The 25159-nt window shown below is 36.2% G+C and carries 21 protein-coding genes; 3 read left to right on the top strand and 18 right to left on the bottom strand.

Annotated elements, in window-relative coordinates; genetic code table 11:
- Window positions 1-47: 47 nt before the first annotated feature.
- The 5 genes from BM383_RS06805 to BM383_RS06785 are packed head-to-tail and all read right to left on the bottom strand — an operon-like array spanning window position 48 to window position 7344.
- On the bottom strand, window positions 48-1160 hold the full coding sequence (locus BM383_RS06805) for a family 10 glycosylhydrolase (protein WP_093024364.1): 1113 nt from the start codon (window positions 1158-1160) through the stop codon (window positions 48-50).
- A gap of 11 nt (window positions 1161-1171) precedes the next feature.
- Window positions 1172-2239, bottom strand: coding sequence for a carbohydrate-binding family 9-like protein (locus BM383_RS06800; RefSeq protein WP_093024362.1), 1068 nt, complete (start codon window positions 2237-2239; stop codon window positions 1172-1174).
- Between the two features lie 3 nt (window positions 2240-2242).
- A complete protein-coding gene (locus BM383_RS06795) occupies window positions 2243-3208 on the bottom strand; it encodes a glycoside hydrolase family 130 protein (RefSeq protein WP_093024466.1) in 966 nt (321 codons plus the stop codon).
- A gap of 1 nt (window position 3209) precedes the next feature.
- On the bottom strand, window positions 3210-5039 hold the full coding sequence (locus tag BM383_RS06790; protein ID WP_093024360.1) for a sodium:solute symporter family protein: 1830 nt from the start codon (window positions 5037-5039) through the stop codon (window positions 3210-3212).
- Window positions 5040-5076: 37 nt separating this feature from the next.
- Window positions 5077-7344: a GH92 family glycosyl hydrolase gene (locus tag BM383_RS06785; RefSeq protein WP_093024358.1), complete on the bottom strand. Its 2268-nt coding sequence runs from the start codon at window positions 7342-7344 to the stop codon at window positions 5077-5079.
- A gap of 145 nt (window positions 7345-7489) precedes the next feature.
- Here BM383_RS06785 and BM383_RS06780 point away from each other — a divergent pair, with 145 nt between their 5' ends.
- The gene (locus BM383_RS06780) at window positions 7490-8581 is read left to right on the top strand and encodes a sensor histidine kinase (RefSeq protein ID WP_093024356.1); all 1092 of its coding nucleotides are present in this window, start codon (window positions 7490-7492) and stop codon (window positions 8579-8581) included.
- On the top strand, window positions 8578-9309 hold the full coding sequence (locus BM383_RS06775; RefSeq protein ID WP_093024354.1) for a LytR/AlgR family response regulator transcription factor: 732 nt from the start codon (window positions 8578-8580) through the stop codon (window positions 9307-9309). Before BM383_RS06780 ends, BM383_RS06775 begins: the two co-directional genes overlap by 4 nt.
- Before the next feature lie 53 nt (window positions 9310-9362).
- On the opposite strand, the gene BM383_RS06770 is transcribed toward BM383_RS06775, so the two are convergent.
- Window positions 9363-11150, bottom strand: a complete 1788-nt coding sequence (locus tag BM383_RS06770) for a sodium:solute symporter family protein (protein ID WP_093024352.1) — start codon at window positions 11148-11150, stop codon at window positions 9363-9365.
- Between the two features lie 349 nt (window positions 11151-11499).
- On the opposite strand from BM383_RS06770, the gene BM383_RS06765 reads away from it, so the two are divergent.
- A complete protein-coding gene (locus tag BM383_RS06765; RefSeq protein WP_093024350.1) occupies window positions 11500-13503 on the top strand; it encodes a beta-N-acetylhexosaminidase in 2004 nt (667 codons plus the stop codon).
- 77 nt (window positions 13504-13580) lie between these two features.
- Here BM383_RS06765 and BM383_RS06760 read toward each other — a convergent pair whose 3' ends face one another.
- From BM383_RS06760 to BM383_RS06705, 12 genes are all read right to left on the bottom strand, one after another.
- Window positions 13581-14228, bottom strand: a complete 648-nt coding sequence (locus tag BM383_RS06760; RefSeq protein ID WP_093024348.1) for a nitroreductase family protein — start codon at window positions 14226-14228, stop codon at window positions 13581-13583.
- Window positions 14229-14238: 10 nt separating this feature from the next.
- Window positions 14239-15327: an RnfABCDGE type electron transport complex subunit D gene (locus BM383_RS06755; RefSeq protein ID WP_093024346.1), complete on the bottom strand. Its 1089-nt coding sequence runs from the start codon at window positions 15325-15327 to the stop codon at window positions 14239-14241.
- Window positions 15324-16583 carry an electron transport complex subunit RsxC gene (gene rsxC / locus BM383_RS06750; RefSeq protein ID WP_093024344.1) on the bottom strand — a complete coding sequence of 420 codons (1260 nt, stop codon included), beginning with the start codon at window positions 16581-16583 and terminating at the stop codon, window positions 15324-15326. The genes BM383_RS06755 and rsxC overlap by 4 nt, the downstream gene beginning before the upstream one ends.
- Window positions 16577-17506, bottom strand: a complete 930-nt coding sequence (locus BM383_RS06745; RefSeq protein ID WP_177229081.1) for an FAD:protein FMN transferase — start codon at window positions 17504-17506, stop codon at window positions 16577-16579. Before BM383_RS06745 ends, rsxC begins: the two co-directional genes overlap by 7 nt.
- Window positions 17487-17804 (bottom strand): hypothetical protein, encoded by a 318-nt coding sequence (locus tag BM383_RS06740; RefSeq protein WP_093024340.1) that lies wholly within the window; start codon window positions 17802-17804, stop codon window positions 17487-17489. Before BM383_RS06740 ends, BM383_RS06745 begins: the two co-directional genes overlap by 20 nt.
- 79 nt (window positions 17805-17883) lie before the next feature.
- Complete coding sequence (locus tag BM383_RS06735) at window positions 17884-19002, bottom strand: aldo/keto reductase (protein ID WP_093024338.1); 1119 nt, start codon at window positions 19000-19002, stop codon at window positions 17884-17886.
- A gap of 16 nt (window positions 19003-19018) precedes the next feature.
- Window positions 19019-19837: a sugar phosphate isomerase/epimerase family protein gene (locus BM383_RS06730; protein ID WP_093024336.1), complete on the bottom strand. Its 819-nt coding sequence runs from the start codon at window positions 19835-19837 to the stop codon at window positions 19019-19021.
- 66 nt (window positions 19838-19903) lie between these two features.
- Window positions 19904-21295, bottom strand: a complete 1392-nt coding sequence (locus BM383_RS06725) for a DHA2 family efflux MFS transporter permease subunit (protein ID WP_093024334.1) — start codon at window positions 21293-21295, stop codon at window positions 19904-19906.
- Window positions 21296-21362: 67 nt separating this feature from the next.
- Entirely contained in the window at window positions 21363-22310 is a 948-nt protein-coding gene (locus BM383_RS06720; RefSeq protein WP_093024332.1) for an aldo/keto reductase, read from the bottom strand.
- A 7-nt stretch (window positions 22311-22317) separates the two neighbouring features.
- Entirely contained in the window at window positions 22318-23241 is a 924-nt protein-coding gene (locus BM383_RS06715; RefSeq protein WP_093024330.1) for an MBL fold metallo-hydrolase, read from the bottom strand.
- Window positions 23222-24289, bottom strand: a complete 1068-nt coding sequence (locus BM383_RS06710) for a Gfo/Idh/MocA family oxidoreductase (RefSeq protein ID WP_093024328.1) — start codon at window positions 24287-24289, stop codon at window positions 23222-23224. The genes BM383_RS06715 and BM383_RS06710 overlap by 20 nt, the downstream gene beginning before the upstream one ends.
- A 31-nt stretch (window positions 24290-24320) precedes the next feature.
- On the bottom strand, window positions 24321-25148 hold the full coding sequence (locus BM383_RS06705) for an MBL fold metallo-hydrolase (RefSeq protein WP_177229080.1): 828 nt from the start codon (window positions 25146-25148) through the stop codon (window positions 24321-24323).
- Window positions 25149-25159: the final 11 nt, after the last annotated feature.

Below are 25159 nucleotides of genomic sequence, written 5' to 3'. Positions count from 1 at the left end.
TTGTTTATTGTATGTTCTAAAAATAAGGAAAGCTTTTTTATTTTGAATTAATTTAATGCTGCTTTCATTTTTTTAACTATTGTTAATTTTTCAGGGTTCAGAGCGTTGCCGTCAAAGAACGATACTCCTTTTGCTCCATTGTCTTTGGAGGTTTGAATCGCTTTTTCTAATTCTTCAGGAGAAAGTTCTGGTACATAAATTCCAGTATGTAATTCTGTTCCAGTTCCTTGAAGGTCGGATACGCCTTGGGCAGTAGCAAAACCAACCCAGTCAACACCTTCATTATAAAAGCTATTGTAAATCATTGGGGTTACAACATCTATTTTCCATTTGTCCCAACGCTGACGCACCATATGATCTGCCATTTCAGGATAAGGGAACACTGCTGCTGTTAAAATCTTACCGTGTTCATGTGCAATTTTGTAAGCATGATTTACAACATTTCGTATTTCATTTAAACGGAATTGTTTCCATTCAATATCAATTGCAGGGTTTTCCATTTCACGAGGATCTCTTCCAAATTTTTCTTTGAAAGCATTCACACTAGCATCCGAATAATCGAAATCATAATCAGGCAATTCTTCATCTTGTGTAATGCCATATTTTGGTAACAATGCTACAGGAAGGTAAACGTCAGGATAGCGAATATAATCTAAATGTACACTTGCAACATCCTCTACTTCTGCCAAGCCTTCTACCAAACTCCAAATGTGTTGGCGCGCATCTGGATGGCTAGGAGAAAGCCACTGATAATAGTCTACATACGGTCTGGCATCAAAACAAGATTTTCCGCTTCTGCTTACCATGTACCAATCAGGATGTTTAAGCGCAACCGTATCACCGGGGCGATTCATGGTGAACATCCATGCGTGAACTTCTAGGCCTTCTTTTTTGGCAATAGGAGCCAAGCGAGAAAGGAGTTTTGGGTCCGCATTGGTGTTGATGAAAATGGCATCGATACCATTATCCTTGTATTTTTTGTATTCTTCTATGTAAGATTCGTCGGTTCGTTCATTATTGGCATGTGTCCAAGCCCAAAATTTGAACTCATTATTTTCTTTTTGAGGAGCTTCTTCTAAGGTTTCTTTTTTTGTTTCCTGCGTTTGGCAACTTGCAAGAATTAAAATCAACAATAGATAAATATATTTGGTTTTCTTCATGGGGTGTTGGTTTATTTTATAGTAGTAAGTTTACTATCTTCTTTAATTTGGTAGGTTGCATTGGTGAACGGACTTTTAACTGAAATTGTCCAACCGCTGTTGTAATTTTCTAAAACAGGAGTTACCATTTTTCCATCTATTTGATACGATTTTTGACCAATTTCTGAGATGTTTGCAGCCCATTTTTTGTTCTTATTCTGATAACTTTTCTGCGCTCGGTACAAATCAAATAATAACCATTTTAGTTGTTCATCTTTTGGAATTTCAAACTGAAAAGGTTCAGAAGTTTTATGATCTGAAAAATACACATAACCCCATTTTTCTGGTTCGTGCATAGCAATTACATATTGCGGAGACCAAACCCAGTTATACTCTGGAAGGCGTTTTCCGTTTTTGTCTTTTTTACGTTGGTATTTTCCGTTTATAATTACATGATCCCAGTTTACACGAGAAAAATTGATGCGCCAAAAATCGTTTGCTGGTACTTTTTTATTTCCCGCTTCGTAGATAGATTTCCAAGGCATTGCAATTTCTACACTCCAACCTTCGTCCGTATCTTTTGGGTTATTTAGTGTCCCGTTAATGGAAACCTCAGTTTTAATTCCGTGAATATCCCAACCATCTAAAACGGGTGCAGCATCACGGTAGGGTTTAACCAAAAACAAATCCCAAATAGTGTTTAAAGCGTTTATTTCAAACTCCATGTAATTATGAGAATCACCATCAGGATCTATGAAAATCTCAAAATCATTGTTGTGGAATATAACCGTATCTCGTTGTTTTAAGGTTCCCCAAACATGAGGTTCTTTCAATTCAGCATAGAAATACAGGTTTTCATCATCCCATAATATTTTTACGTTGGTTTGATATTTAGGAGTTTTATCGCCTTCAATATCTGTAAAATTAGCTGTGAAAGAAGCATTTTTCCAATCTGTCTCATTTGCTTTTCCATCAATGGAAATAGGTGCAGAAGTTTTGTACGCTACGTAGCTTTTTGGTGCAGGCGTAATTTGTGCAGCAACTATTGAAGCACAGAATAGAATGGAAATTTTGAATAGATTTTTGAATGAAAATATCATGAATTACAGGCTGTTCGTTTTTATAAAATCAATCACTTCGCTTAGCTTTCCGTGAGCCATGGCCACCACGGTATCTGCCGCACCATAATATACGGTAACTTTATCTTCTTTGGCATCATGAAGCGCCGCACAAGGGAAAACTACATTGGGAACATCACCAGCCAATTCATATGGCGCAGCCGGACCCAAAAGATAAGGTTGGGAACGGTACAAAACTTTATCTGGATTTTCTTTATCTAAAATGGCAGCTCCCATAGCATATCTAAAACCATTACAAGTATTGATAACGCCATGATAAAACATCAGCCAACCTTCGTCAATAGCAATAGGTATTGGGCCTGCACCAATTTTGGTACATTGCCAAGCACTATCGGTAAACGGAGCAACTTTCATAACACATCTGTGTTCGCCCCAGTATTTCATATCTGGACTGTAGCTAATATAAATGTCTCCAAAAGGAGTGTGGCCATTATCGCTTGGACGACTTAACATGGCATATTTTCCGTTGATTTTTTCCGGGAATAAAACCCCGTTTCGGTTAAACGGAAGAAATGCATTTTCACACTGAAAAAACTCTTTAAAATCAAACGTATATCCAATTCCAATAGTTGGTCCGTGGTAACCGTTACACCAAGTAATCCAATACCTGTCTTCAATAAAAGTTACTCGCGGATCATATTTGTAATCAGAATCTATCATTTCTGTATTTCCGGCAAGAAATGAAATAGGTTCATGGTTAATATCCCAATGAACGCCATCTTTACTAAACCCTGCAAAAATGTTCATTTGCACAGCTTTGTTATCACACCTAAAAACACCTGCAAAACCATCTTCAAAAGGAACTACAGCACTATTGAAAATACTGTTGGAAGTTGGAATTGCGTAACGGTCTATAATTGGATTTGCAGCATTTCTCCACATAACGTCGTTACAGTTTTGCGGTTTATCTTGCCAAGGAATGGGTTGCATATTATTGTGGTTCATTTTTTAATTTGTCTAGCCAGTTAAATTTAAGAATTGCTGAGGTTGCTACCATGACAATAATACTAATAGCAAGATTAGTGTATTGACCAATAAGCAAATAAATAGGAATGAGAATGAACGAAAGTTGCCAAATAGCACCCACGCCGCAGTTCAACATATCTCTTAAAAAGTCAGTATTTGATTTAAAATCTGGATTTATTTCTTTGTGCCATTGATAAACAGGTTTCCAAAATCCCCAAGGACGAACTTTTTCATAGAAGTCCATAAGTACTTCTTTTTTACAAGCAGGAGTCACCAAACTTGCAATGACAGATGCTGCTAATGAAAGCACAAAAAGAATTGGGAATGTATTGATAGCCGAAGCATTTGGAAAGAAAACCGGAATTCCCATAGAAACTACCAAACCGGTAATCATTCCGTAGAAATAACCATAACCATTAAAACGCCACCAAATCCATTTAAGGAGATTCGCAGCGGTATAACCACCAAAAAGTGCGGCGGTAATCCACTTTAAAATGGTATCTATAGAACCAATAAACAAGCCTAAAGTGATACCCAAAATCACTACAAAAAGTGATGAAAGGTAACTCATAGTCATTAATTTTTTCTGAGAAGCATTTTTATTAATGAATCTTTTATAAATATCATTTACAATGTATGCGGGGCCTGCATTTACATTCGCAGCATATGTAGACATGAATGCTGAAATTAGTCCTGCTAATAATAAACCTTTTAAACCAATCGGGATGAAATTATTGACGGTGTAAGGTAAGATCATTTCAAAATCGATGGTCCCGTTGGTATTATTAAGATCATCTGAAAGATAGACTAATGACAAAACGACCAATCCGAAAATCATAAAATAGCGCGGAATGAATAAAACCAACGAAACAATTCCACTCATTTTAGCAGCTTCTTTCGGAGTTTTTGCCGCCAAAATACGTTGCATGTCATAACTCGGCAGCGGGCCTGCAATACTTACTAGAACTCCTTTGAAAAGCATTAGCATCATTAATATGGACATGTATTCGTAACCGTCTGCTGATATTTTATCATTTACTGCAACAATGTAATTACTCCAGTCTAAATCCAACTTCCAACCGAAAAATAATTCGTCCCAACCACTGGGTGTAAATTGGCTTATTTGTTCTGGAGTTACTGCGTTCAATGCTACAAAACCTACCAAAATACAAGCAATGGTCATTACAATAAACTGAATTACTTCGGTCATGACCACACTATACATTCCACCTTTTACAACATAGATGGCAGTAAGTATCATAATTACCATCGCATACGTGTGCGTAGAGGGAATTACAGAAGATCCGATAGCAAAAGAAAGATCCCAGGGGAAGAAAGAAGTTGCAAATTTGCCAATCCCTACAAAGCCATAAGCGATGAAACCAATCACACTTACAATAGCAAAAATAACCACAACTAAATGAGATAAAATGGCTCCTTTTCCTTCGCCAAATCGTGTTTTAAGCCATTCTGCACCGGTGAGTACATTAGATCTTCTTAGCCAGACAGCTAAGAAGATCATTAAAAATATCTGATTCCATACCGGCCAAAGCCAAGGTATCCATACACTTTTTAATCCGTAGATAAAACCAATGGCAACCATCCACATGGTACCCGTAATATCAAACATTCCAGAGGCATTAGAAACACCAAGAATATACCAAGGGATTGTTTTTCCGCCAAGAAAATAAGAATCCATATCCTTATTTTTACGGGTTGAAACAAGATATCCCAAAAGCACAATGACTAGGATGTAACCTATGATAATGGCAATGTCTATAGTGGCTAAGGTCATGAATTAGTTAGGTTGCTTAGGTGATTATCTTTATTTTTTATTTAGCCGTAGCCCATTCTTTATTTGGTTGGTTACCCATTTCTAATACAAGAGTACCACCAGCGGTAAGTGTTTTATGAGAAATTGATGTTTTATTTAACGGCTTTCCGTTCAAGGTAGCCGATTGGATGTAGAAATTATCACTTGAAACATTTTTGGCTTCAATAGTAAATTCTTTTCCATTCGGTAAATTAATGGTTGATTTTTCAAAAACCGGACTTCCAATTTCATACTCGCCAGAAGCAGGATTCATTGGGTAAATACCAATAGAGCTTAATACATACCATGCCGACATTTGTCCGCAGTCTTCATTACCACTTAAACCAGCCGACGTTGTATCGTATTGCTCAGAAAGAATTCTGTGTACGTAATATTGTGTTCTCCATGGTTCACCAGATTTGTTAAACATATATGCAATGTGGTGGCTAGGTTCGTTACCATGAGCATATTGGCCAATTAAACCTGAAATATCTGGCGAAGAATGTTCTCCATTAATTTCTGAAGATTCATTAAAAAGAGCTTCTAATTTTGTGTTGAAAGCATCATTTCCACCATGAAGTGCAATAAGACCTTCTACGTCATGAGGTACAAACCAACTATGTTGCCAAGCATTTCCTTCGGTATAATCAGTTCCTTTTCTGTGGATGGATAATTTTGGGTCGAATGGAGCATGAAATGTTTTTCCGTCTTTGGAAAGTCCTCTCATAAATCCGGTTTCTTTATCAAAAATCTTAGCGTATCCTTTAGAAAGTTCAGAATACTTTTTATAATCCGCATCTTTCCCTAGAGCTTTAGCTACTTGAGCAATACACCATTCGTCATATGAAAACTCTAGGGTAATGGTTACGTTTTCATCTAAAAGATCGTAAGGAACATATCCATATTCGTTGAAATATTTGACACCTCTACTCGTTTCATTTAAGTTCATGGTTGTTGTCATAGCTTCATACGCACGTTCTTTATCAAACCCTTCAATTCCTTTTAGTAAAGCATCGGCAATTACTGGAATAGCATGATTTCCTGTCATGGTATACGTTTCATTTCCGTATAGCGTCCAAACAGGTAAGGTGCCATTTTCGTCATAATAGGCTAGTAAAGAATTGATAATGTCCGAAACTTTTTCCGGCTCTAAAATAGTTAGAAGTGGGTTCTCCGCACGGAACGTATCCCAAAGAGATAGAGAAGAATAAGCTGTGTAATCTCCTTTGGCAATGCTATCATTTTGCAAACGAAATTCTCCATTGACATCACTAAAAGTAACGGGAGCTTCTTGTGTGTGATACAAAGCTGTATAGAAAATAGTTTTCAATGAATCTACCGGAGTTTCTACTTGAATGCTTGAAAGTGCTTCCTGCCACGTTTTTTGAGCCGTATCTTTTACCGTATCAAAATTAAATCCATCTGCATCTGAAGCTAGATTTTTCTTAGCGTTTTCTATACTTACTGAAGAAACAGCTACTTTGACTTCTAATGTTTGAGAATCTTGTGCATCAAAAAAGAACTCAGCTGAGGTTTTTTCTCCCTCGGTACTTTTTGTGTCATTTAAGAGTTCAAAATTGCTATACAGATCATAAGAAGTAATAGGTTTTGAAAACTTGGCTACAAAAAATACTTTTTGATTTGGAGCCCAACCTTTTGAGAAACGATATCCTGAAATGGTGTGTGCATCTTCCATCTGAATTTTAGTAGAAACTGGAGCATCCCAGTTGATAGCAAAACCAAGATCTACCACTACATTTTGTTCGCTACCTTCTGCAAAAGTATATTGATGATAACCCACACGATCGGATGTGGTAAGCTTTACTTCGATCTTTGGATCTTCTAAATACAAACTGTAAAAACCCGGAGTAGCAGTTTCTTCAGCGTGGGTATATTTTGACTTGTATGGATAGTCGTCCCTTGTTTTTATTTTTGTAGTAAGATCTACTTTCTTATTGGTAGGCATGAAAAGGATGTCTGCCAAATCGCCAATGCCGGTTCCACTTAAGTGTAAATGACTAAAACCAACCACAATAGAATCGTGTACATTGTAACCGGAACACCAATCCCAGCCGTTAGTACCATTATCAGGACTTAGTTGAATCATTCCAAAAGGAACAGTTGCACCAGGGTAAGTGTGTCCGTGACCGCCGGTTCCAATTAGTGGATCTACAAATGTTGTTACATCTGCAACGGGAGTAGTATCTTTTGTTTCAGGAGTTTCGTGTTTACAAGATTGTAAGCTAGCAATGGCTGCAAGGGTAGTGGTTAGGAATATTTTTTTCATATCATTTACATATTAATCAAATATTAACTTAAATTAAAGTTATAGTGATGTTATAAATATTTATAAATTTGAGAATCATCAAAACAATATTAGACCAATAACGTTACTGAACAGCTAAACAACAACAACCCAACTATCCCCAAACATGCCTGAAGAAAAGTCTAAAAGAATCCGTGAATTATTTCAAACAAACGAAAAGCCAACCTATCAAATCACTGTAAAACACCATGTACTGTTTTGGTTGTGTTATTTTATGTTCAATACATTACGTTGGGCAAGTTACTATAATGATTTAGTATTTTCATTAAAGGGAAATTTTGTTGAATTTCCACTACACATTGTAGTTTGTTATTTCATTATCTATTATTTGATTCCGAAATTTATTTATACCAGAAAGATATTTCTTTTTTGTTTCGGGGTTTTGATAGCCTTACTTTTTGTAGTGGTCGCAAAATATTATATGACCTACTTTTTTGTGAGTCATAATGTTTGGCCTGAAGGTCCTGGAACCACTATTCTTACTTTTAACTACGCTATGACTACCATGCTGGGAGAAGTGTATGTGATTTCTTTTGTGACTTCTATAAAAATTACAATTGACTGGTTAAGAGAGCGTAAGCGATTGACTAATTTGGAGCAGACTCAATTGGAAACGGAACTTCGCTTTTTACGAACGCAAATTTCCCCGCATTTTTTCTTCAATACATTGAATAATATCTATTCGTTATCCATTGAAAAATCAGACAAAGCTCCACAGATTATTTTAAAATTATCTGAATTGATGCGCTATATGTTGTACGAAACAAAGCAACCAAAACAAACACTTACCAACGAAATCATGGCGCTTCAGAATTATTTAGATTTGGAACGAATTCGATATGGAGATTCTTTGGATATTAACATGAATATCTCAGGAGATATTCAAGACAAAGAAATTTCGCCCATGCTGCTTTTAACGTTTATTGAAAATTGTTTTAAGCATGGAGCTAATAAAAATGTTGGAAATGTTCAAATAAATATCGACTTTAACGTGGTTGATGACTTTCTCTATTTTAAAGTGACCAACACATTACCAAAAGAACCTATAAATACACATATCGTAAAGCATAAAGGGGGAATAGGTATCCGAAATGTAAAGAAACGTTTGGCACTAGGATATGAAAAACAGCATTACGATTTAAAAATTTATAAAAAGAACGACCTCTATGTTGTAGAGTTAAAAATAAAAGTATCATGAGTACACTAAAAAGTATTATTATTGACGACGAACCCCTCGCTGCCAATATTTTAAAAAGTTACATAGAGCAGCTAAATAGTATAGAGTTGGTTCAGGTATTTCATAATGCCATTGAAGCATTAAATTTTTTAAGAGGTAATGAGGTTGATCTTATTTTCCTAGATATAAATATGCCTTTACTAGACGGATTGAGTTTTCTACGTAGCTTAGACAAGCCGCCAATGGTAGCCATAACCACGGCTCATGAAGAATATGCAGTAGAAAGTTATGAACTTGAAGTACTAGATTATCTGGTAAAACCTGTTCCGTTTAACAGGTTTGTAATGACGGTAAATAAAGCTTTACGTTCGGTATCGTCATCAGTCTCAAGTGGAAACACATCGTCTTCCGAAAATCCATTTCTATTCGTGAAGATAGATAAGAAGAAAATGGTAAAAGTATATTTAGATGACATTTTGGTAGTTGAAAGCTTGAAAGATTACATCAAAATCATTACATCTGCCAATAAATATATAGTACACCAAACCCTAGGAAGTTTTACAGATGAATTACCTTCTGAAAAATTCATAAGAATTCACAGATCCTATACCATAAATATGGATAAGGTAGAAACGGTGGAAGGAAATAGTGTAGAGATTTCCGGAATTCGCTATACCATAGGAAGAAGTTACATCAACGATGTGAAGAGTAAAATATTAAACGAAACCTCTGAAAACAATGAAGATTAGTTGAAATTCAACTAATCTTCATAAAAAAACAAACATATAACAGTAAACCTGAATTAAAGAACGTCGTTCTTAATTCGTTTCCATAACTGAATCAATAATACCGCAAAGATTATTGATGCTCCTAGGAGGATAAGTCCGGTGGTGAAATTCATATACACCAGATTTCCTACACTAAATAACAAGCTGTAAATCAATAAACAGCCTAATATCATGGCTAATATTCCGTTTGGAATACTAGATTTTTTATTTCGTCCAACAATTTCAACACCATCTTTATCCGCATCTTCCAATACTTTTTTCCAACCACTTCCACCAGGTTGTACTTGGTTGTAAAAGCTATATAAAGTTTCTTTCTTTTCTGGTTTCGTTAAAAATGTTACGGCAATCCAAGTTAAAGTTGTAATGGCAACAACAATAGGAAATTGCCAATAACTAGGAATACTATCCGGAAAGTAAACAAAGGTGAAAAAGATAGAAACAAAGCCAGAAACAAACATAGCAGCAATTTCACTCCATGCATTAATTCTCCACCAGAACCAACGTAATATGAATATAAGTCCGGTTCCTGCACCAAACATGATTATCACATTAAAAACTTGTTGAGCATTGGTAAAAAAGAAAGCTAGGATGGAACTAAAAACCATCATAACAACGGCACTTAATCTACCTACATTTACTTTTTCTTTTTCCGTTGCATCTTTATTGATATGTTGAATATAGAAATCATTTACGATGTACGATGATCCCCAGTTTAAGTGAGTAGAAACCGTTGACATATAGGCTGCAATCATAGAAGCCATAACCAAGCCTAATAATCCGGAAGGTAAAAATGTTAACATTGCAGGATAAGCTAAATCATGTGCTAATTTATCTTGTGAAATAGCGGGGAAAGCTGTGTGTAAACTTTGCAAGTCTGGAAAAACTACAATAGACGCCAAGGCAACCAAAATCCATGGCCAAGGACGCATAGCGTAGTGTAAAATATTGAAAAGGAAAGTAGCACCAATTGCGTGACTTTCGTTTTTAGCAGCCAACATACGTTGTGCTACGTAACCTCCACCACCAGGTTCTGCTCCAGGATACCAAGCACTCCACCATTGAACAGCCAGCGGAATTACAAGTAATGTCATCATTAATTCCGTATTGCTGAAATCTGGTAAAATACTCATCTTCTCTATAACAGCCGGATTGGTCACCAATTCTGTTAATCCACCAACTTGATCCAGATTTACGATATAAACGGCAGCCCAAACTGCGCCAATCATGGAAATTACAAACAGAATAAAATCAGTGTAAATTACCCCTTTAAAACCTCCTACAGAACTAAAAACCAAGGTAACCAAACCAGCAACACCTACGGTTACATACTTTGGAACGCCCAGCATTACTTCTCCAATTTTGATGGCTGCCAAGGTTACAACAGACATCACAAGAATGTTAAAGATCAATCCTAAATAAAGCGCTCTAAAAGCTCTTAAGAACTTAGCTGCTTTTCCGGAGTAGCGTAATTCATAAAACTCAATATCAGTAGCTACATCAGATCTTCTCCATAATTTTGCATAAACAAACACCGTGAGCATTCCTGTTAAAAGAAAAACCCACCAACCCCAGTTTCCGGAAACTCCAACGTTTCTAACAAAGTCGGTTACTAGTAACGGAGTGTCTACCGCAAAAGTGGTTGCTACCATAGAAATACCTAAAAGCCACCATGGCATACTTCGGCCAGATAGGAAATATTCCGAAGAATTTTTACCGGATTGTTTTGAAACGGCAAACCCTACAAGCAGTGTTAATGCAAAAAAGGAAAAAATTACAATGTAGTCTAAGGTTGAGAGGTTCATAATGGTATTTTAAGAGTTATTTGGTTGAAAAATAAAATTTTAATTCGATAGAAATTCCGAAAAACAGACGCGGAGAATTAAAATTTCTAGGTTGATTTCATAGCAATGTTAAGGAGGAATTATTAAAAAAACAACAAAAAATTTTGAGTAAAAATCCTGTTTTTTCATTTGTCGGGTAGTAGATGTTACTGATGTGAAAAATGTTGTTATTCAGATAAAATTTAGTAGAAAAAAAAATTCTGTAGTTATATTAGTTCAAAATTAATATGACGAAATCATCAATATTCTTTGAGTAAATGGTTCATAGCCAGTTAATTTTAAACTAACTTTTTTTCAAACTATCCAAAAGATGCTAAAAAAAATACTCACCTTAGTTTTTGTGACAACAGCAATTTTTATAGGAAATGCGCAAGAAGCAAATGAAGTTTACAACATCATTCCGTGGCCGGCAAAAGTAAAAACTGTTACGGGTTCCTGTATTTTGAACGAAGATTTCAAAGTAAATATTCAAGGTGATTATCATAGTAGAATTTATGGTGGAGCATCTAGGTTTTTAAGAAGATTGGCAGATAAAACTGGAGTTTTTATAGATCAGGGCTTTGCAACAAAGAAGAACGAGTATCCAAATGCAATTTTGCAAATTTCCATAGAACGTCCGGGAGTTGTAAAATTGGGAGAAGACGAGTCTTATTCTTTAGATGTTTCAGAAGGAAAAATCATACTCAAAAGTACTACGGATATTGGAGCGCTAAGAGGTTTGGAAACCTTATTACAACTGGTTTCTTTTTCAGAGACTGAATATTTTTTCCAAACCGTGAAAATTGAAGATGAACCGCGTTTTCCATGGAGAGGTTTGATGATGGACGTTTCGCGCCATTTCATGCCTGTTGACGTAGTAAAACGAAATATAGATGCTTTGGCTGCCGCTAAAATGAACGTATTTCATTGGCATTTAGCAGATGACCAAGGATGGAGAGTTGAAATAAAATCATTACCGGAATTGACGGAAAAAGGAAGCGATGGTTTTTGGTTTACACAAGAACAAATAAAAGATGTAGTTGCTTATGCTGTAGAACGCGGAATTAGAGTAATTCCAGAAATTGATGTTCCAGGGCACGCAACGGCTATGTCTGTAGCGTATCCTCAAATTTCTAGTAAAAAGGATACGGTTTACACTATAGAACGCTATGCTGGTGTTTTTGATCCTACTTTAGATCCTACCATTGATGAAACATACGAGGTTTTAGAAAAAGTAATAGCTGAAATGGCTCCTTTATTCCCAGATCCTTATTTCCACATTGGGGGAGATGAAAACGAAGGAAAACAATGGGCTGCCAATGAAGATATCCAGAAATTCATGAAGGAACATGATTTGAAAGACAAGCATCAATTGCAAAGTTATTTCAATATCAAACTTCAAAAAATCCTCAAAAAATACGGAAAGATCATGATGGGGTGGGATGAGATTTTTCAACCGGAATTACCAAAAGATGTAGTAATCCAATCCTGGAGAGGAAAAGAAGCCATGATTCAATCGGCACAACAAGGTTCACAAACTATTTTGTCTAATGGTTACTATATCGATTTGAACAACTCGATGAAAGGACATTATTTGAATGATCCTTTAGAAAAAGACAACCCTTTAACACCGCAGCAAGCTAAAAATATTTTAGGAGGCGAAGCTACCATGTGGGCAGAGTTGGCTACTCCTTTGACAGTAGATTCTAGAATTTGGCCAAGAACAGCAGCCATTGCAGAGCGTTTATGGTCTTCACAGGATGTGAACGATTATGATAATCTAAGAAAAAGATTGGTTCAGTTCAATCTAGATTTAGAACTATTAGGTATTACACATTTAAGCTATAGAGATGTTATTTTACGTAACATGGCTAACGGTAGAAATATAATGCCATTACAAAATATGACTGCCATTTGCGAACCTTTGAAAGGTTATACACGTAACATGGGTGGTACAGAATATAAAACCTACAATCCCTATACGTTATTTGCAGATGCTTGTGTTGTTGATGCGAGTGATGCCGTAGCCTTTAAGCATGCAGTAGCTGCTTTTATCCAAAAACATAATGAAGAAAATAGAAAAGCGGTAAAAATCTATTTGCAAAAATGGGCAACACTTTATGATGATTTAAAAACATTACAACCCAATCCAACATTACAGAAAATAATGCCTATTGCTGAGCGTGTACAAAATGTTTGTAAACCTTTGTTGGCAAAAATGAATGGTGAAAAAGCGAAACTAAAAAAGAAAGATTTTAAAGTATTAGAAGCTCCAGTGGAAGATGTAGAAATTGTTATAACGACTGATTTACAACTGCTATTCGAAGCTTTGTAAAATAACTTCAATCAAGTTTTAAGCCGACCCAATACGTTCGATGTATTTCGAAGTATTGGGTTTTTATATGCCGTAAATTATTCTATAATTTTAATCTTTTCGGCATAGCGTTTTGGCGCTACAGGTTGTTCATCTGGGTAACCTAAGGCAACATTAATAGCTACTTCATATCCTTCCGGGATGTTCAACAGTTCTATAATATCTTTGTTTTCTTCCAGATTTAAAATAGGTACTAAAGTTCCTAACGGACAAGTTCCTAAATCAATCGCATGAGCACTTAATAGAATATTCTGAAGAATGATACCACAATCTAAATAACTAATGTTACTGCTTTTGTCTCTGGCAATAACAATAAGGGTTGGCGCACCGTGAAAAATGCTAAATCCGGGTTCGCGGTAATGGGCTGCACTTCCTTGAAATTCTTTTCCTTCTGCATAATTCAAAAAGCGATTGTTGATTTCGGTTAACAATTCTTGATTCTGAATCACGCGTACTTCCCACGGTTGTTTGTTCAACGCGCTAGGCGCAAATAAAGCACTTTTCATCACAATATCTAATTGTGATTTACTCACTTGTTGGTCTGTATATTTTCGGATAGATCTTCGTGTAAGAATGTTGTTGATAATGGCTTCTCGGTGATTTCCAGAATAGGTTATCTTTTCTGCCGGTTTTTCTTCACAGGAAAAAATAAAAACAGTGGTAATGAGTAGGAATATTTTTTTCATGGATTTGCTATTATATAGGATTGGATATATTTTTTAAAAATGAAAAATTAAATTTGAATATGATGTAAACAATGTACACGTACACCAAGTACGGAATCATATGGTAATAATCGAGTGAAATAACGGCCAACGTTACACCTAGGATGGCTAATGTTAATAGAAAAATTTGTTCTATACGTGATTGCCAATCTAGAGGTTGTCCCCAAACTTTTGGTTTGAAAACTAGTGATATAAATCTACTGAATCCGTTCAATATTAAAATTGAAAAGGACATATATTCATAACTCACTTTTCCCAAAAGCAACAGAAAAGTGACTAAACCAATCATGCCACCATAATAGAGTTTACCATTGGTATTTGTAGGGCTCGATGGCATATCTGTAGCCATAAAAATAGTACCTAAAAGTACGCCAGCTAAAGAAAATTTAAGATCATCTCCATCTGGAACAAACCAAAAACAGGCAAAAAACACAGCGAGCAATGCAAACGGAATATGCCATGAAATTCTATTTCGTATCAATAAATACAATCCGCCAATAGCAATAGCAACGATAGAATATTCGCCCATAGCACCGCTGGTTTTATACACCAAACCACTCAAGTAACTATTCAAATAGTCACTAGTCAAACCCGGAAAAAGATGGGTTGCCGGAGTTTGAATATACGATGTAGTAGCCCAAATTCCTGCAGAAGTCATAATTACAGGAAAAAAAGTAGCCATAAATTCACGTCCCACCAAAGCAGGATTAAATCGGTTTTTACCCAAACCTCCCCAGACAATTTTTCCGAATAGAATTGCCGAAGCTGCTCCAAATGCCACAATATACCATGGCGTAATTGGAGAAATCGTAAAGCACATTAGCAATGCAGTAACTACTGCCGATCCATCCAAAATGCTTCGATAATTTTTGGTAACTAATACAGCCGAAATTAACTCTGTGACCAAAGCAACTCCAATAGCTAAAAGCTGTAATTGTATGGCTTGCATTCCATATGCGATATAGGAAAGTATGCTGAGCGGGAGCAATGCAATGATTACATCTACCATAACGGTAGTTGTGGTTTCAAATTTTGGTTTTATGTATGGATTCAAACTCATGCGTTGTGTAACAGATTTTTACCTTCTACAATACTTTTCATGAGTGGCACATCACTTGGGCAAATGTATGCACAAGCTCCACATTCTATGCAATCGTTGAGGTTGAATTCGTATAGTTTTTGAATGTTCTTTTCAGTGTTGTAACGCGCAAATTCCATGGGCATTAAATGTTGGGGACAAACATCGGTACAATACCCACATTGAATACAATTATAGCGTTTGTTTGTTGGGTTGGGAAGTATTAAAACACCTCCGCTTCCTTTGTTGATAGGTGTTTCAGGTTGATAAATGGCTTTTCCCATCATAGGCCCACCAAGTATCACAGTTTGGTTTTCAGTATTCCATGGCAGACCAATTTCTTCTAAAATATGAGAAACTGGAGTACCAATTGCCACTTTAAAATTTCCTCTATTGATAGCTTTTTCTCCAGAAATAGTAATGATACGCTCAATGTAGGGTTGCTCATTGTAAAAAGCTTCATAAATAGCCCAAAGTGTCCCTACGTTGCTCACTGTAATTCCATGTTCCGCCGGAATACTTCCTTTGGGAAGTTCTTTTCCAGTTACCGCTTTTATCAGTTGTAATTCGCCTCCTTGTGGATACGTATTTGGTAAAAGTTTGATTTGAATTGAAATGTTGAGCTTTTTCGCATTTTTCAACAAATGTGATTGTAATTCTTTATGTTGCTTTTCAATTCCAAAAGTAATTTTTTCTGCTTTGATCACTTTTTGAACTAACTGAATTGCTTTTAAAAGCGCTTCGGTTTCTTGTTGCATTACAGCATAATCAGCGCTTAAATAAGGTTCGCATTCAGCACCGTTGATTATGAAGTGTGATATGTTTTTTTGTTGTGTATTGTATTTGGTATGCGTTGGGAATTTTGCGCCGCCACTACCTTCAATTCCGAAATTTTTGATGGTTTCAAGGATTTCTTCTTCAGTTAAATGTTCAACAGAAGTTGAATTTATTTCAATACAAGTATCCAAAAAATCATTTTCAATTTTGATGTGCGGAAACTCACTTTCGGTTTCAATAGCTATAATTTTTCCAGAAACCGGACTGTGTAAACTCCCAGCAAACACTCCGTTACTTTTGGCTATTTTTTCGTTTTTCAACACCAAATCGCCCACATTTACTAGTGGTTTTAGAGGGGTTTTATAAGCTTGTAATGGCATATACAAAAACGGAGAAGCTTCCAACGTAGTAATGGAAGTTTTCTTAGTTTTTGATTTTAAAGACGGAATATGCATTAACATGGCAACAAGCTTTTAAAATTATGCTGATGTAGATGTTGATTTTCATCTATCAAATACGCTTCAAAATTGAATACTTTTTGTAATCGTTGGATGGTTTCCTGAAAGTTTTTAGCTTCAATTCCGAATAGGGCAGTGGACAACATATCGCCCAAACAGGCCGAATCCGATAACAATCCCACTTGTAAATTGGCAGCAGGATAACCTGTATTCGTATTAAGAATATGACTGTATTTTTTGCCTTCAATTGCTATAAACTGATGTTTACAGGCCGAAAGTGAAAAGCAACGGTTAGAAAGTGGAATCTTAGCCAAATTCGTTTCCTTTTTAGGATGTGGAATATGTATGTTCCATTTTTCATGAAAAGCATCCGTTAATGCATAAATAGTACTTCCACCAGCGTTGATGATAGCATCGGTAACTCCTTGTGCTTTTAGCATTGCAATCACCTGATCAACTGCATAAGCTTTGATAAAAGAACCTGTAATCAATTCCTGATGTTCTTCAATCTTAACTCGATTTCCGTCAATTTGAATCTTAGAGAAATCTACCTGAGTTAAGCAATTTTGTATCGCTTCTTTAGTTGGTATTTGAGCTATATTTTCTTTATAAAATCCCCACAAACGAATCAACGGCATGGCAGTAATATCGTAACTACCATGCGTTAATTCTGAAATTTTTATAGTTTGTTTCAGTAATGAAATAGTCACTTCATCTACGGAAACCCATTGACCTGCGTTGGTATTAATTTGATGAAAAAGTGAATCTTCTTGATACGAATTGTACTGAAGATCGATAGCTTCTAGCATGGCAAAACAATCGTTTAACAAAGCTTCCGGATAGGTAGCCGGTATTTTCACTTTGATGTGGCAGTGAAATAAAAATCGAGTTTGTGCTATGTAGTGTTTATAAGCTGTCTGAGGCATTTTCGTCATCATCAATTTCAACAGTAGTATGCCCTTTCTTTTTAAGTGCTTTGAAGTTCAGGTTGCCCAAATTCACTATTTGAAAATAATAGGTTGGATTTTTCCATGTTTTGGAAATAGAATCGTATTGCAAACGCTGGGTTTCAAATCGCTTCTCTACATCTTTATTTGCTTCAGCTAGTGCTTTTTGCTTTTTTTCTTTTTCCCATGATTCTTGCAGTTCATCCCACAGATCACGGTTGCCAAAAAGCAATAGTGCAATACCTAAAAGATATAGGAAAAGGTGTTTGGGTTTCATTTTGTCTAATTAAAGCAATAAAAGTAACAACAATTGTTGTACCTACAATTGTTGAAACGTTAAGCTGATGTTAAAGCCATTATTGTACAGGCGCATTTGGAGCAATTAATTTCTCCTCTTTCAATTCATCCCAAAGATCTGCAGGAACTTTTGTATTGAATGATTTTACATTCGCTGTTACCTGAGAAGCCTTGCTAGCTCCCGGAATTACCGAAGCAACTGTTGGGTGCGCCGCACAGAAATTCAAGGCAACTGTAGCTAAATCTATGTCGTAGTTTTTAAGAATAGCATTTATGTGCTCGCGCTTTTTGAAAAGATTTTTAGGCTTATCATTTCCATAATTAAAACGATCTCTGTTTGCTAAAAATCCAGCATTTAATGGTCCGCCGATAACTGCTTTTACATTGTTTTTGTCCATTGCCGGAAACACTTTGTTCATTGCATTTTCATGTTCAACCAATGAATATTGAATAGCAACTAACATCAAATCGGGATCGGCAACTTCTAAACATTTTAAAATTGGCTCTGGAGTATTTACGCCCATTCCCCAAGCTTTGATAATGCCTTCTTCGCGCATTTTAGTGAGTTCAGGAAAAGCACCTTTTTTGGCAATATCTAATTGTTCTGTCCAGTTTTTACCTAGGTCGCCATTGTCTGGAGATAAATCGTGTACATAAACAATATCAATAGACGAAAGTCCCATACGCTGTAAACTGTCTTCAACCGATTTACGAACTCCCGATGCCGTGTAATCATACTTATGTTTGAAATTCAAACGACCTTTCCATAACAATTCAGGATTTGGAGTAAATGAATCATTGGGTTCCATAAGACGACCCACTTTAGTAGAAAGTACAAACTCGTCTCTTGGTTGTTCAAACAAAAAATGTCCTAATCTACGTTCACTTAATCCCAATCCGTACCAGGGAGATGTATCAAAATAGCGTACACTACTATCCCAAGCGGCTTGTAAAGTTTCGGTAATGCGAGCATTGCTATTTTCGTGAAAACCATTGCCTAGCGCAACGCCTCCTAGTCCATATTTTGATGGGAATTTTACATCAGCTCTTGGCAAGCCTTGTGGTTGAGTATTGGTTTCAAAACTAACTTTCTCGTTTGCAAATCCACTTAAAGGAGTGGCGGCAATGGCTGCAGAAGCCAAAGCCGATTTGGTTAAAAATTTTCTTCTTGAGTTCATATTTGTTCTTAGTTTGTTATGCGTTCATCATGGTTTTCCAAATGTTTAAGCTGTACTTGGATTGTTTTACAAATTCTTCCATTTGAGCATCTGTCATGGGTAATTTATAAGGTCGACATTCAGCAATTACGATTTCAAAACACAATAAATCGTCAAAACCAACTTCTTTTAGTGCATTGAATTGAGCTAAATAATCAATATGTCCAGTACCAATTCCGCCTCTTCCTGAATCTGAAACGTGGTAACTATACAATAGATCACCACCAATTTTGTGAATAGGCGATATCAAATCTTTCTCTGTAATGTTCATATGAAAACTGTCTAAGACAAGTTTTACGTTGCTAGGACTTCCTGCAGCCTCATAAATTTCTAGAAGTTCTGCAGCGGTTTGTCCTTGTGGTACTTCGTAATGGCAACAAGCTTCGTAAGAAAGTAGAATATCCTTTCCTTTGGCATATTCACTTAACTGTTTTACAGCTTCGCCAATTTGTTGCATGGCAGCCTCGTAGCTAGCTTGATTTTTTGTCCAGAAAGATAAACCTTGTAATGTGCTCATAGGAACGTCCAACTCAATAGCATAGTCAATTACTTTTTTATAGAAAGCTACTGAGTTTTTTAGAGTAGCATCTTCATCGGTATCAGGTTTACAACTAAGCGGATCATAACTGGTTAATTCTATGCCATATGCTTTTGATTTTGCTACTACATCCTTGGCATTGTATTTTTTAAAGTCACCACAAAACTGTAATCCTGTGTAACCAATTTCTTTTACTTTACTAAATAATTCGTCTAAATCATCCAGACCAAACGTCCAGCTAATAGTTGCTAATTTCATTTTTTAAATTGCTTTTGTATTCCGTTTGCTCCAACAATTAATGCGGTATGTTTGGTGTTTTTCATGTTATGCTTTTTTGTTGCGCACATTTAGTGCATCTGTTTTTTTGATGGTGAAGAAGTCGTAGATAGCGAGCACACCAATAATGGCAATAATTTGTAGCGTTAACTGAAAGTCTTCCACTTGATAATTAGAGCCATTTCCGTGGTAATTAGCTGAAAGATGCAAAAGTAAAGCACCAATTGAAATTCCAGCTGCCAAAGCTACTTGTCGTAAAGTACTGTTTAGTGTATTAGCATTGCTCATTTCTTCCGCATCAATGTCAGCATAGGCAAGTGCATTCATACTACTAAATTGCATTGAACGCGTTAGACCGGAAAAAAACAACAAAGTTGCCATTAACCAATAGGGAGTATCTGGTTGTAAGAACGATTGTAAAAATACTGCCAAGGCTAGTAATAATCCGTTTACAATGAGTACTGCTTTAAAGTTGAATTTACGAGTAATCCATATGGTGGCAGGTTTCATAGCCAAATTTCCTACCATACTAGCCATGTATAACAAACCAGCATTAAAGGCCGATAATCCAAATCCAATCTGAAAAAACAATGGCAATACATAGGGTGCGGTATTGATAACTATTTTGGTTACGGTACCAGAGGTAACAATTACTTTATAAGTTCTTACCTTCATTACGGCATAATCAATAATAGGATGTTGAATTCTGAATGAATGCCAAACAGAAATGCCGATGAGTAGTAGCGCAACAGCAATAAGCGATAAAGCCACAGGAATATTTACATTGGTTTCGCTGGTAATTTCTACACCAATCATTAAAGCTAGTAGACCTATTCCACTAAGTAAAAAGCCAACCCAATCAAATTTGCGTTTGTAATGATGATTGCTTTTAGGAATGTATTTATAAGTAAGGAAAATGGCAATAATACCTAGCGGAACATTCACAAAAAATATCCAATGCCAAGTGAAATATGTAGTAAAAAATCCACCTAGAAAAGGGCCACAAATAGGACCTGCCAATCCGGGCCAACTTAAATAAGCGATGGTTGTTACCAAATCTTTCTTTTCGGTATTGCTTAATACTGCTAATCGACCAACCGGAACCATTAAGGCTCCAAAAATTCCCTGAAGAATTCTGGCTCCAATGAATAATGGTAAGGAATAGGATAATCCACAAAGCGCTGAGCTTATGGTAAAACCTGCAATAGCGATACTGAAAATATTTCGGGTTCCAAACCGTTCTGCAAACCATCCGCTAATAGGAATGAAAACCGCCAACATAATCACGTAAGAAGTAATACCCATGCTCATGGTTACCGGATCTACACTAAAATCCTGTGCCATTTTAGGTATTGCGGTTGTAATTGCGGTACTGTCTAAATTTTCCATAAAGAAAGTACCACCAACAATAAGTGCTATGATGAGCGATTTTCTATTCAAAAAGTATATGATTTAGTTAAAAATAAAACTCCGATACGGATTAAGGCATCGGAGTTTTTGAAATTAATTATTTACTAGCATTGTTTAATAAGGCTAAATCTTCAGCGTCCAACTGTAATTCTGGTGCATTGAATAATGTTTGTAATTGACTTTCGCTGGTAGCACTTGCAATTGGTGCTCCAATTTGTGGTTGTGCTAAAAGCCAAGCTAAAGAAACAGTTGCTTGAGAAGTATTATGTTTTTCGGCTACCTTATCCAAAGCAGCAATAACACCCAAACCTTTGTCTGTTAAGTATTTTTCTACGCTTCCTCCACGTACACTTTTGTTTAAATCTTCTTTGGAACGGTACTTACCCGTTAAAAAACCGGCTGCTAAAGACCAGTAAGGGAACACTGTTAGATTGTATTTCTTTGCTAAGGCCGCATAATTACTTTCGTAACCTTCACGTTCCATTAAATTATAATGCGGTTGCAATGCTTCGTATTTTGGTAGACCATTTTTTTCTGAAGCAGCAAAGGAAGCTTCTAAACGTTCTGGAGAAATATTAGAGGCAGCAATATAGCGTACTTTACCTGCTTTGATAATTTCATCATAAGCTTCTAAGGTTTCTTCAACAGGTGTTTTTTCGTCATCAAAATGGGTATAATACAAATCAATATGATCTGTTTGAAGACGTTGTAATGATTTGTCAACCGCTTCTAAAATATGCTTTTTGCTAGTGTCCACAGGGTGAGTTCCTGTTTCTCCACCTACTTTGGTAGCCAAAACAATATCTTTACGATTGCCTCGCTCTTTCATCCATTTTCCTAGAATAGTTTCAGACTGTCCGCCTTCGCCTCCGTCTACCCAATACGAATACATATCGGCAGTATCAATAAAATTGAAGCCTTTTGCTGTAAATGCATCTAAGATTTCAAATGATTTTTTTTCGTCTAAAGTCCAACCAAATACATTTCCTCCCAAGTTGATAGGAGCTACTTCTAGATCGGTATTTCCAATTTTTATTTTTTTCATGATTTTACTATTTAGTGATGATTAATCCTTCTTTTAAAATTCCTTTTTTTACCAATTGTGGTTGAATAATGTCATCGTGATTCACAATGAGTTGAATCCCTTCCTTACTTGGAAGTAGGTTGAGCCAATCCAGTTCAAACTGAATCATAGTGGCATCTTCTCCAATACGATCACGCTGACTTTTTGGTTTTTGTTTTTTCTCTTGAATTCCAGCGTAACTCCAGCTAACATCACCGGTTACTATGTATTCTTTTCCGTCTTTAAATTGAATGTATATCATGATTTCCCCCGGTGTATGCCCCGGCGCTTTGATTAGAACAACTCCTGGTGCTACGGGTAAAATGTCTTCAAAATCTACCAATGTAAAATCGGTAAGTTGAGAAGCTTTCATTTGTAGTTCGGGCATTTGAGGTTTGTTCAAAAGCGTAGTTATCATTTGCCTGGTGAGCATAGTTTTTGGAGCTATATCACTGTAAAATTCAGATCGTAAAACACCTGCTACATGGTCACCATGTTCATGTGTGATAATGATTTTTTTTGCACCTTTTAAAGCGAGTTGAATGCTGTCATTTTTCTTAGAGAAATAAGGCTGTTGTTTTCCATGACCAAAGAATTGATGCACTTCTTTATCCATTCCAGCATCAATCATAATATAGCCATCTGCGAAAACAAGCTGATACGCCGTTCGTGCTTGTATGTATGGGGTTTCATCTCCGCCTTCGATGGTTGCACTGAACGTTCTTGGACTTTCCGCAAACTTTATATAATGTAAACTTTCAGCTTTTTCTCCTGGAACTGAGTTCGCTGCAATTCTGATTTTCTTCAATAGCGATTCATTGTAGATACTATTAGTGAGTTCTTGTGCGTGGGACACAAAACTCACTAAATATAGTATCTGGGCTATGAAAAAGTTACTTTTCAATATCTTCATATTTTATGTTGATAATTTTTCCTTCTTCGGCACTTTTTCTCACGGCGTCCATAACCGTCATGGTTCTGTAACCGTCCCAGCCAGATACTGGTGAAGGTGCATTATTAATGATGGTTTGATAAACAGCATCAAAATATTCAAAGTAATTTCCTTCTTCACTTTTGATAAATTCTGTGATTTTATCACCATCTTCTAAAAAACTTAATTTTCCGTCTTTGTGATCTTTATGGTTCACCCAATCTTCTCTACTTGGAATTGCACCTGCAATAAGTCTGTCTTCTTGGATATCTGTTCGGTCTTGCAAATAAGATCCGTTACGGCCATGAAAAACGTAGCCGTATTCGTGTTCCAGAGAAATATCTTTGGCTCTTAATTTGACTCTTTTATCAGGATATATCAGCGTAGCTAAAAAGTAATCTTCAACAGGAGAATCTTTACGTAGCGCTGCAAAATCTGCCAAAACAGCATCTGGAATTCCAAATAAATTCACTGCCTGATCTGTGATATGTGAACCACGATTGTTGTATTCTCCACCGCTTTTAGGATGTTCGGTATGCACATCGCCACGAACGTTTGGAACAAAAAAGTCATACGAAATGGTAGCTTCTACCAATTCTCCAAGTTTATCCATTTCCAGCACTTTTTGGGCTGTTTTAAAATCGGAATCGTATCTTCTGTTTTGGAAAACAAATAGATGAACACCTTTGCTTTTTGCAAGCAAATGCAATTCTTTGGCTTCTTCAGCAGTATTGGTAAAAGCTTTTTCTACAATAGCATGTTTCCCGGCTTCTAACACTTTCTTGGCGTATTCAAAATGGGTGTCAATGGGTGTGTTAACTACAACTAAATCTACTTGATCATCTGCTAAAACAGCTTCTAGCGAAGGATAACTTTCCGTATAGTCATAATCATGTTGAATTTTCTTTTTTGAGCGTTCCCAAGCACCTTTTAAAAGGTAACCTTCTGAAACGTCAAGAAATGGAGCAAAAAAAGTTTTACCAGAAAAACCGTAACCTAGTAATACGGTGCGAATTGTGTTTATTGTCATTTTTTGTGTTTTTAGGGGAAATGTATTTTTATTATTGTCCTATGGATTTTTCCATAAGAATTCTCCAAACATTCATGGGCAACCATTCTTCATAATTCATCCAATGTTTGTAGTTGGGTAATTCTACTTTATTTGGAATTTCAAAAAGATTGGTTCCTTTATCCAATTCTGCTTGAACGGCAGCGTACAATTCATTAAAGTAATTTTGAATTAGGTGTAGATCTTTGCGACTTCCTACAGCTCTCACATGTGACATAAGCAGTGTATCAAATTCCAACTGATCTATTTTCTTTAAAGAGGTAACCCAGTTGGAAGGATCAGCGTCGGGTAGATAAGCATACAAAACTCTATCGGGTACTACCAGATCAATTGAGAAGACGGTATTGTGTTCGGGGAATCGAAAGGTGGTCATTCCATCGCCATGATTTCTTCCGTAGAAGTATAATTCCATTGTTTTTCCACCAATTGTGTATGTAGTGAACTCGCCTTCCCAAGTTTCATCTGGCATGATAACTTTTGGGTTTGGTGCAATGGTTTCTTTAGCTTTTATATGACTAATAATGGTAGCTCCTTGATCTTTAAACAATTTTCCGCCACTGATATGATCCCAATGATTGTGGCTATAAAAAAGATGGGTTACCGGTAAATCGGTCACTTTCTTGATAGCTTTCATGGTAGCTTTGGCATGTTTTTCATTTAAAGGATCTATTACAACCACTCCTGTTTTGGTAATGTAAAAAAGCGAGTAGGTGCGGTCGCCAACCATATACAAATTGTCTTTAACCTTGATGGTTTCTATGTCTTTTGCAAAAGACATAGATATAGTGAAAAACGTAAAAAGGGCTATTAATTTTTTCATACTCATTTGGT

It is taken from the genome of Pustulibacterium marinum, assembly GCF_900116665.1.
In the GTDB taxonomy this organism is placed as follows: Bacteria; Bacteroidota; Bacteroidia; order Flavobacteriales; family Flavobacteriaceae; genus Pustulibacterium; species Pustulibacterium marinum.
Note: the sequence above shows the minus strand (reverse complement) of the source record. Positions and strands in the feature narration are given on the sequence as shown.

Excerpts from the sequence above, each read along its gene's own strand:
- BM383_RS06805 (WP_093024364.1), bottom strand. The coding sequence starts at position 1,160 with ATGAAGAAAACCAAATATATTTATCTATTGTTGATTTTAATTCTTGCA.
- BM383_RS06800 (WP_093024362.1), bottom strand. The coding sequence starts at position 2,239 with ATGATATTTTCATTCAAAAATCTATTCAAAATTTCCATTCTATTCTGT.
- BM383_RS06795 (WP_093024466.1), bottom strand. The coding sequence starts at position 3,208 with ATGCAACCCATTCCTTGGCAAGATAAACCGCAAAACTGTAACGACGTT.
- BM383_RS06790 (WP_093024360.1), bottom strand. The coding sequence starts at position 5,039 with ATGACCTTAGCCACTATAGACATTGCCATTATCATAGGTTACATCCTA.
- BM383_RS06785 (WP_093024358.1), bottom strand. The coding sequence starts at position 7,344 with ATGAAAAAAATATTCCTAACCACTACCCTTGCAGCCATTGCTAGCTTA.
- BM383_RS06780 (WP_093024356.1), top strand. The coding sequence starts at position 7,490 with ATGCCTGAAGAAAAGTCTAAAAGAATCCGTGAATTATTTCAAACAAAC.
- BM383_RS06775 (WP_093024354.1), top strand. The coding sequence starts at position 8,578 with ATGAGTACACTAAAAAGTATTATTATTGACGACGAACCCCTCGCTGCC.
- BM383_RS06770 (WP_093024352.1), bottom strand. The coding sequence starts at position 11,150 with ATGAACCTCTCAACCTTAGACTACATTGTAATTTTTTCCTTTTTTGCA.
- BM383_RS06765 (WP_093024350.1), top strand. The coding sequence starts at position 11,500 with ATGCTAAAAAAAATACTCACCTTAGTTTTTGTGACAACAGCAATTTTT.
- BM383_RS06760 (WP_093024348.1), bottom strand. The coding sequence starts at position 14,228 with ATGAAAAAAATATTCCTACTCATTACCACTGTTTTTATTTTTTCCTGT.
- BM383_RS06755 (WP_093024346.1), bottom strand. The coding sequence starts at position 15,327 with ATGAGTTTGAATCCATACATAAAACCAAAATTTGAAACCACAACTACC.
- rsxC (WP_093024344.1), bottom strand. The coding sequence starts at position 16,583 with ATGTTAATGCATATTCCGTCTTTAAAATCAAAAACTAAGAAAACTTCC.
- BM383_RS06745 (WP_177229081.1), bottom strand. The coding sequence starts at position 17,506 with ATGCCTCAGACAGCTTATAAACACTACATAGCACAAACTCGATTTTTA.
- BM383_RS06740 (WP_093024340.1), bottom strand. The coding sequence starts at position 17,804 with ATGAAACCCAAACACCTTTTCCTATATCTTTTAGGTATTGCACTATTG.
- BM383_RS06735 (WP_093024338.1), bottom strand. The coding sequence starts at position 19,002 with ATGAACTCAAGAAGAAAATTTTTAACCAAATCGGCTTTGGCTTCTGCA.
- BM383_RS06730 (WP_093024336.1), bottom strand. The coding sequence starts at position 19,837 with ATGAAATTAGCAACTATTAGCTGGACGTTTGGTCTGGATGATTTAGAC.
- BM383_RS06720 (WP_093024332.1), bottom strand. The coding sequence starts at position 22,310 with ATGAAAAAAATAAAAATTGGAAATACCGATCTAGAAGTAGCTCCTATC.
- BM383_RS06715 (WP_093024330.1), bottom strand. The coding sequence starts at position 23,241 with ATGAAGATATTGAAAAGTAACTTTTTCATAGCCCAGATACTATATTTA.
- BM383_RS06710 (WP_093024328.1), bottom strand. The coding sequence starts at position 24,289 with ATGACAATAAACACAATTCGCACCGTATTACTAGGTTACGGTTTTTCT.
- BM383_RS06705 (WP_177229080.1), bottom strand. The coding sequence starts at position 25,148 with ATGAAAAAATTAATAGCCCTTTTTACGTTTTTCACTATATCTATGTCT.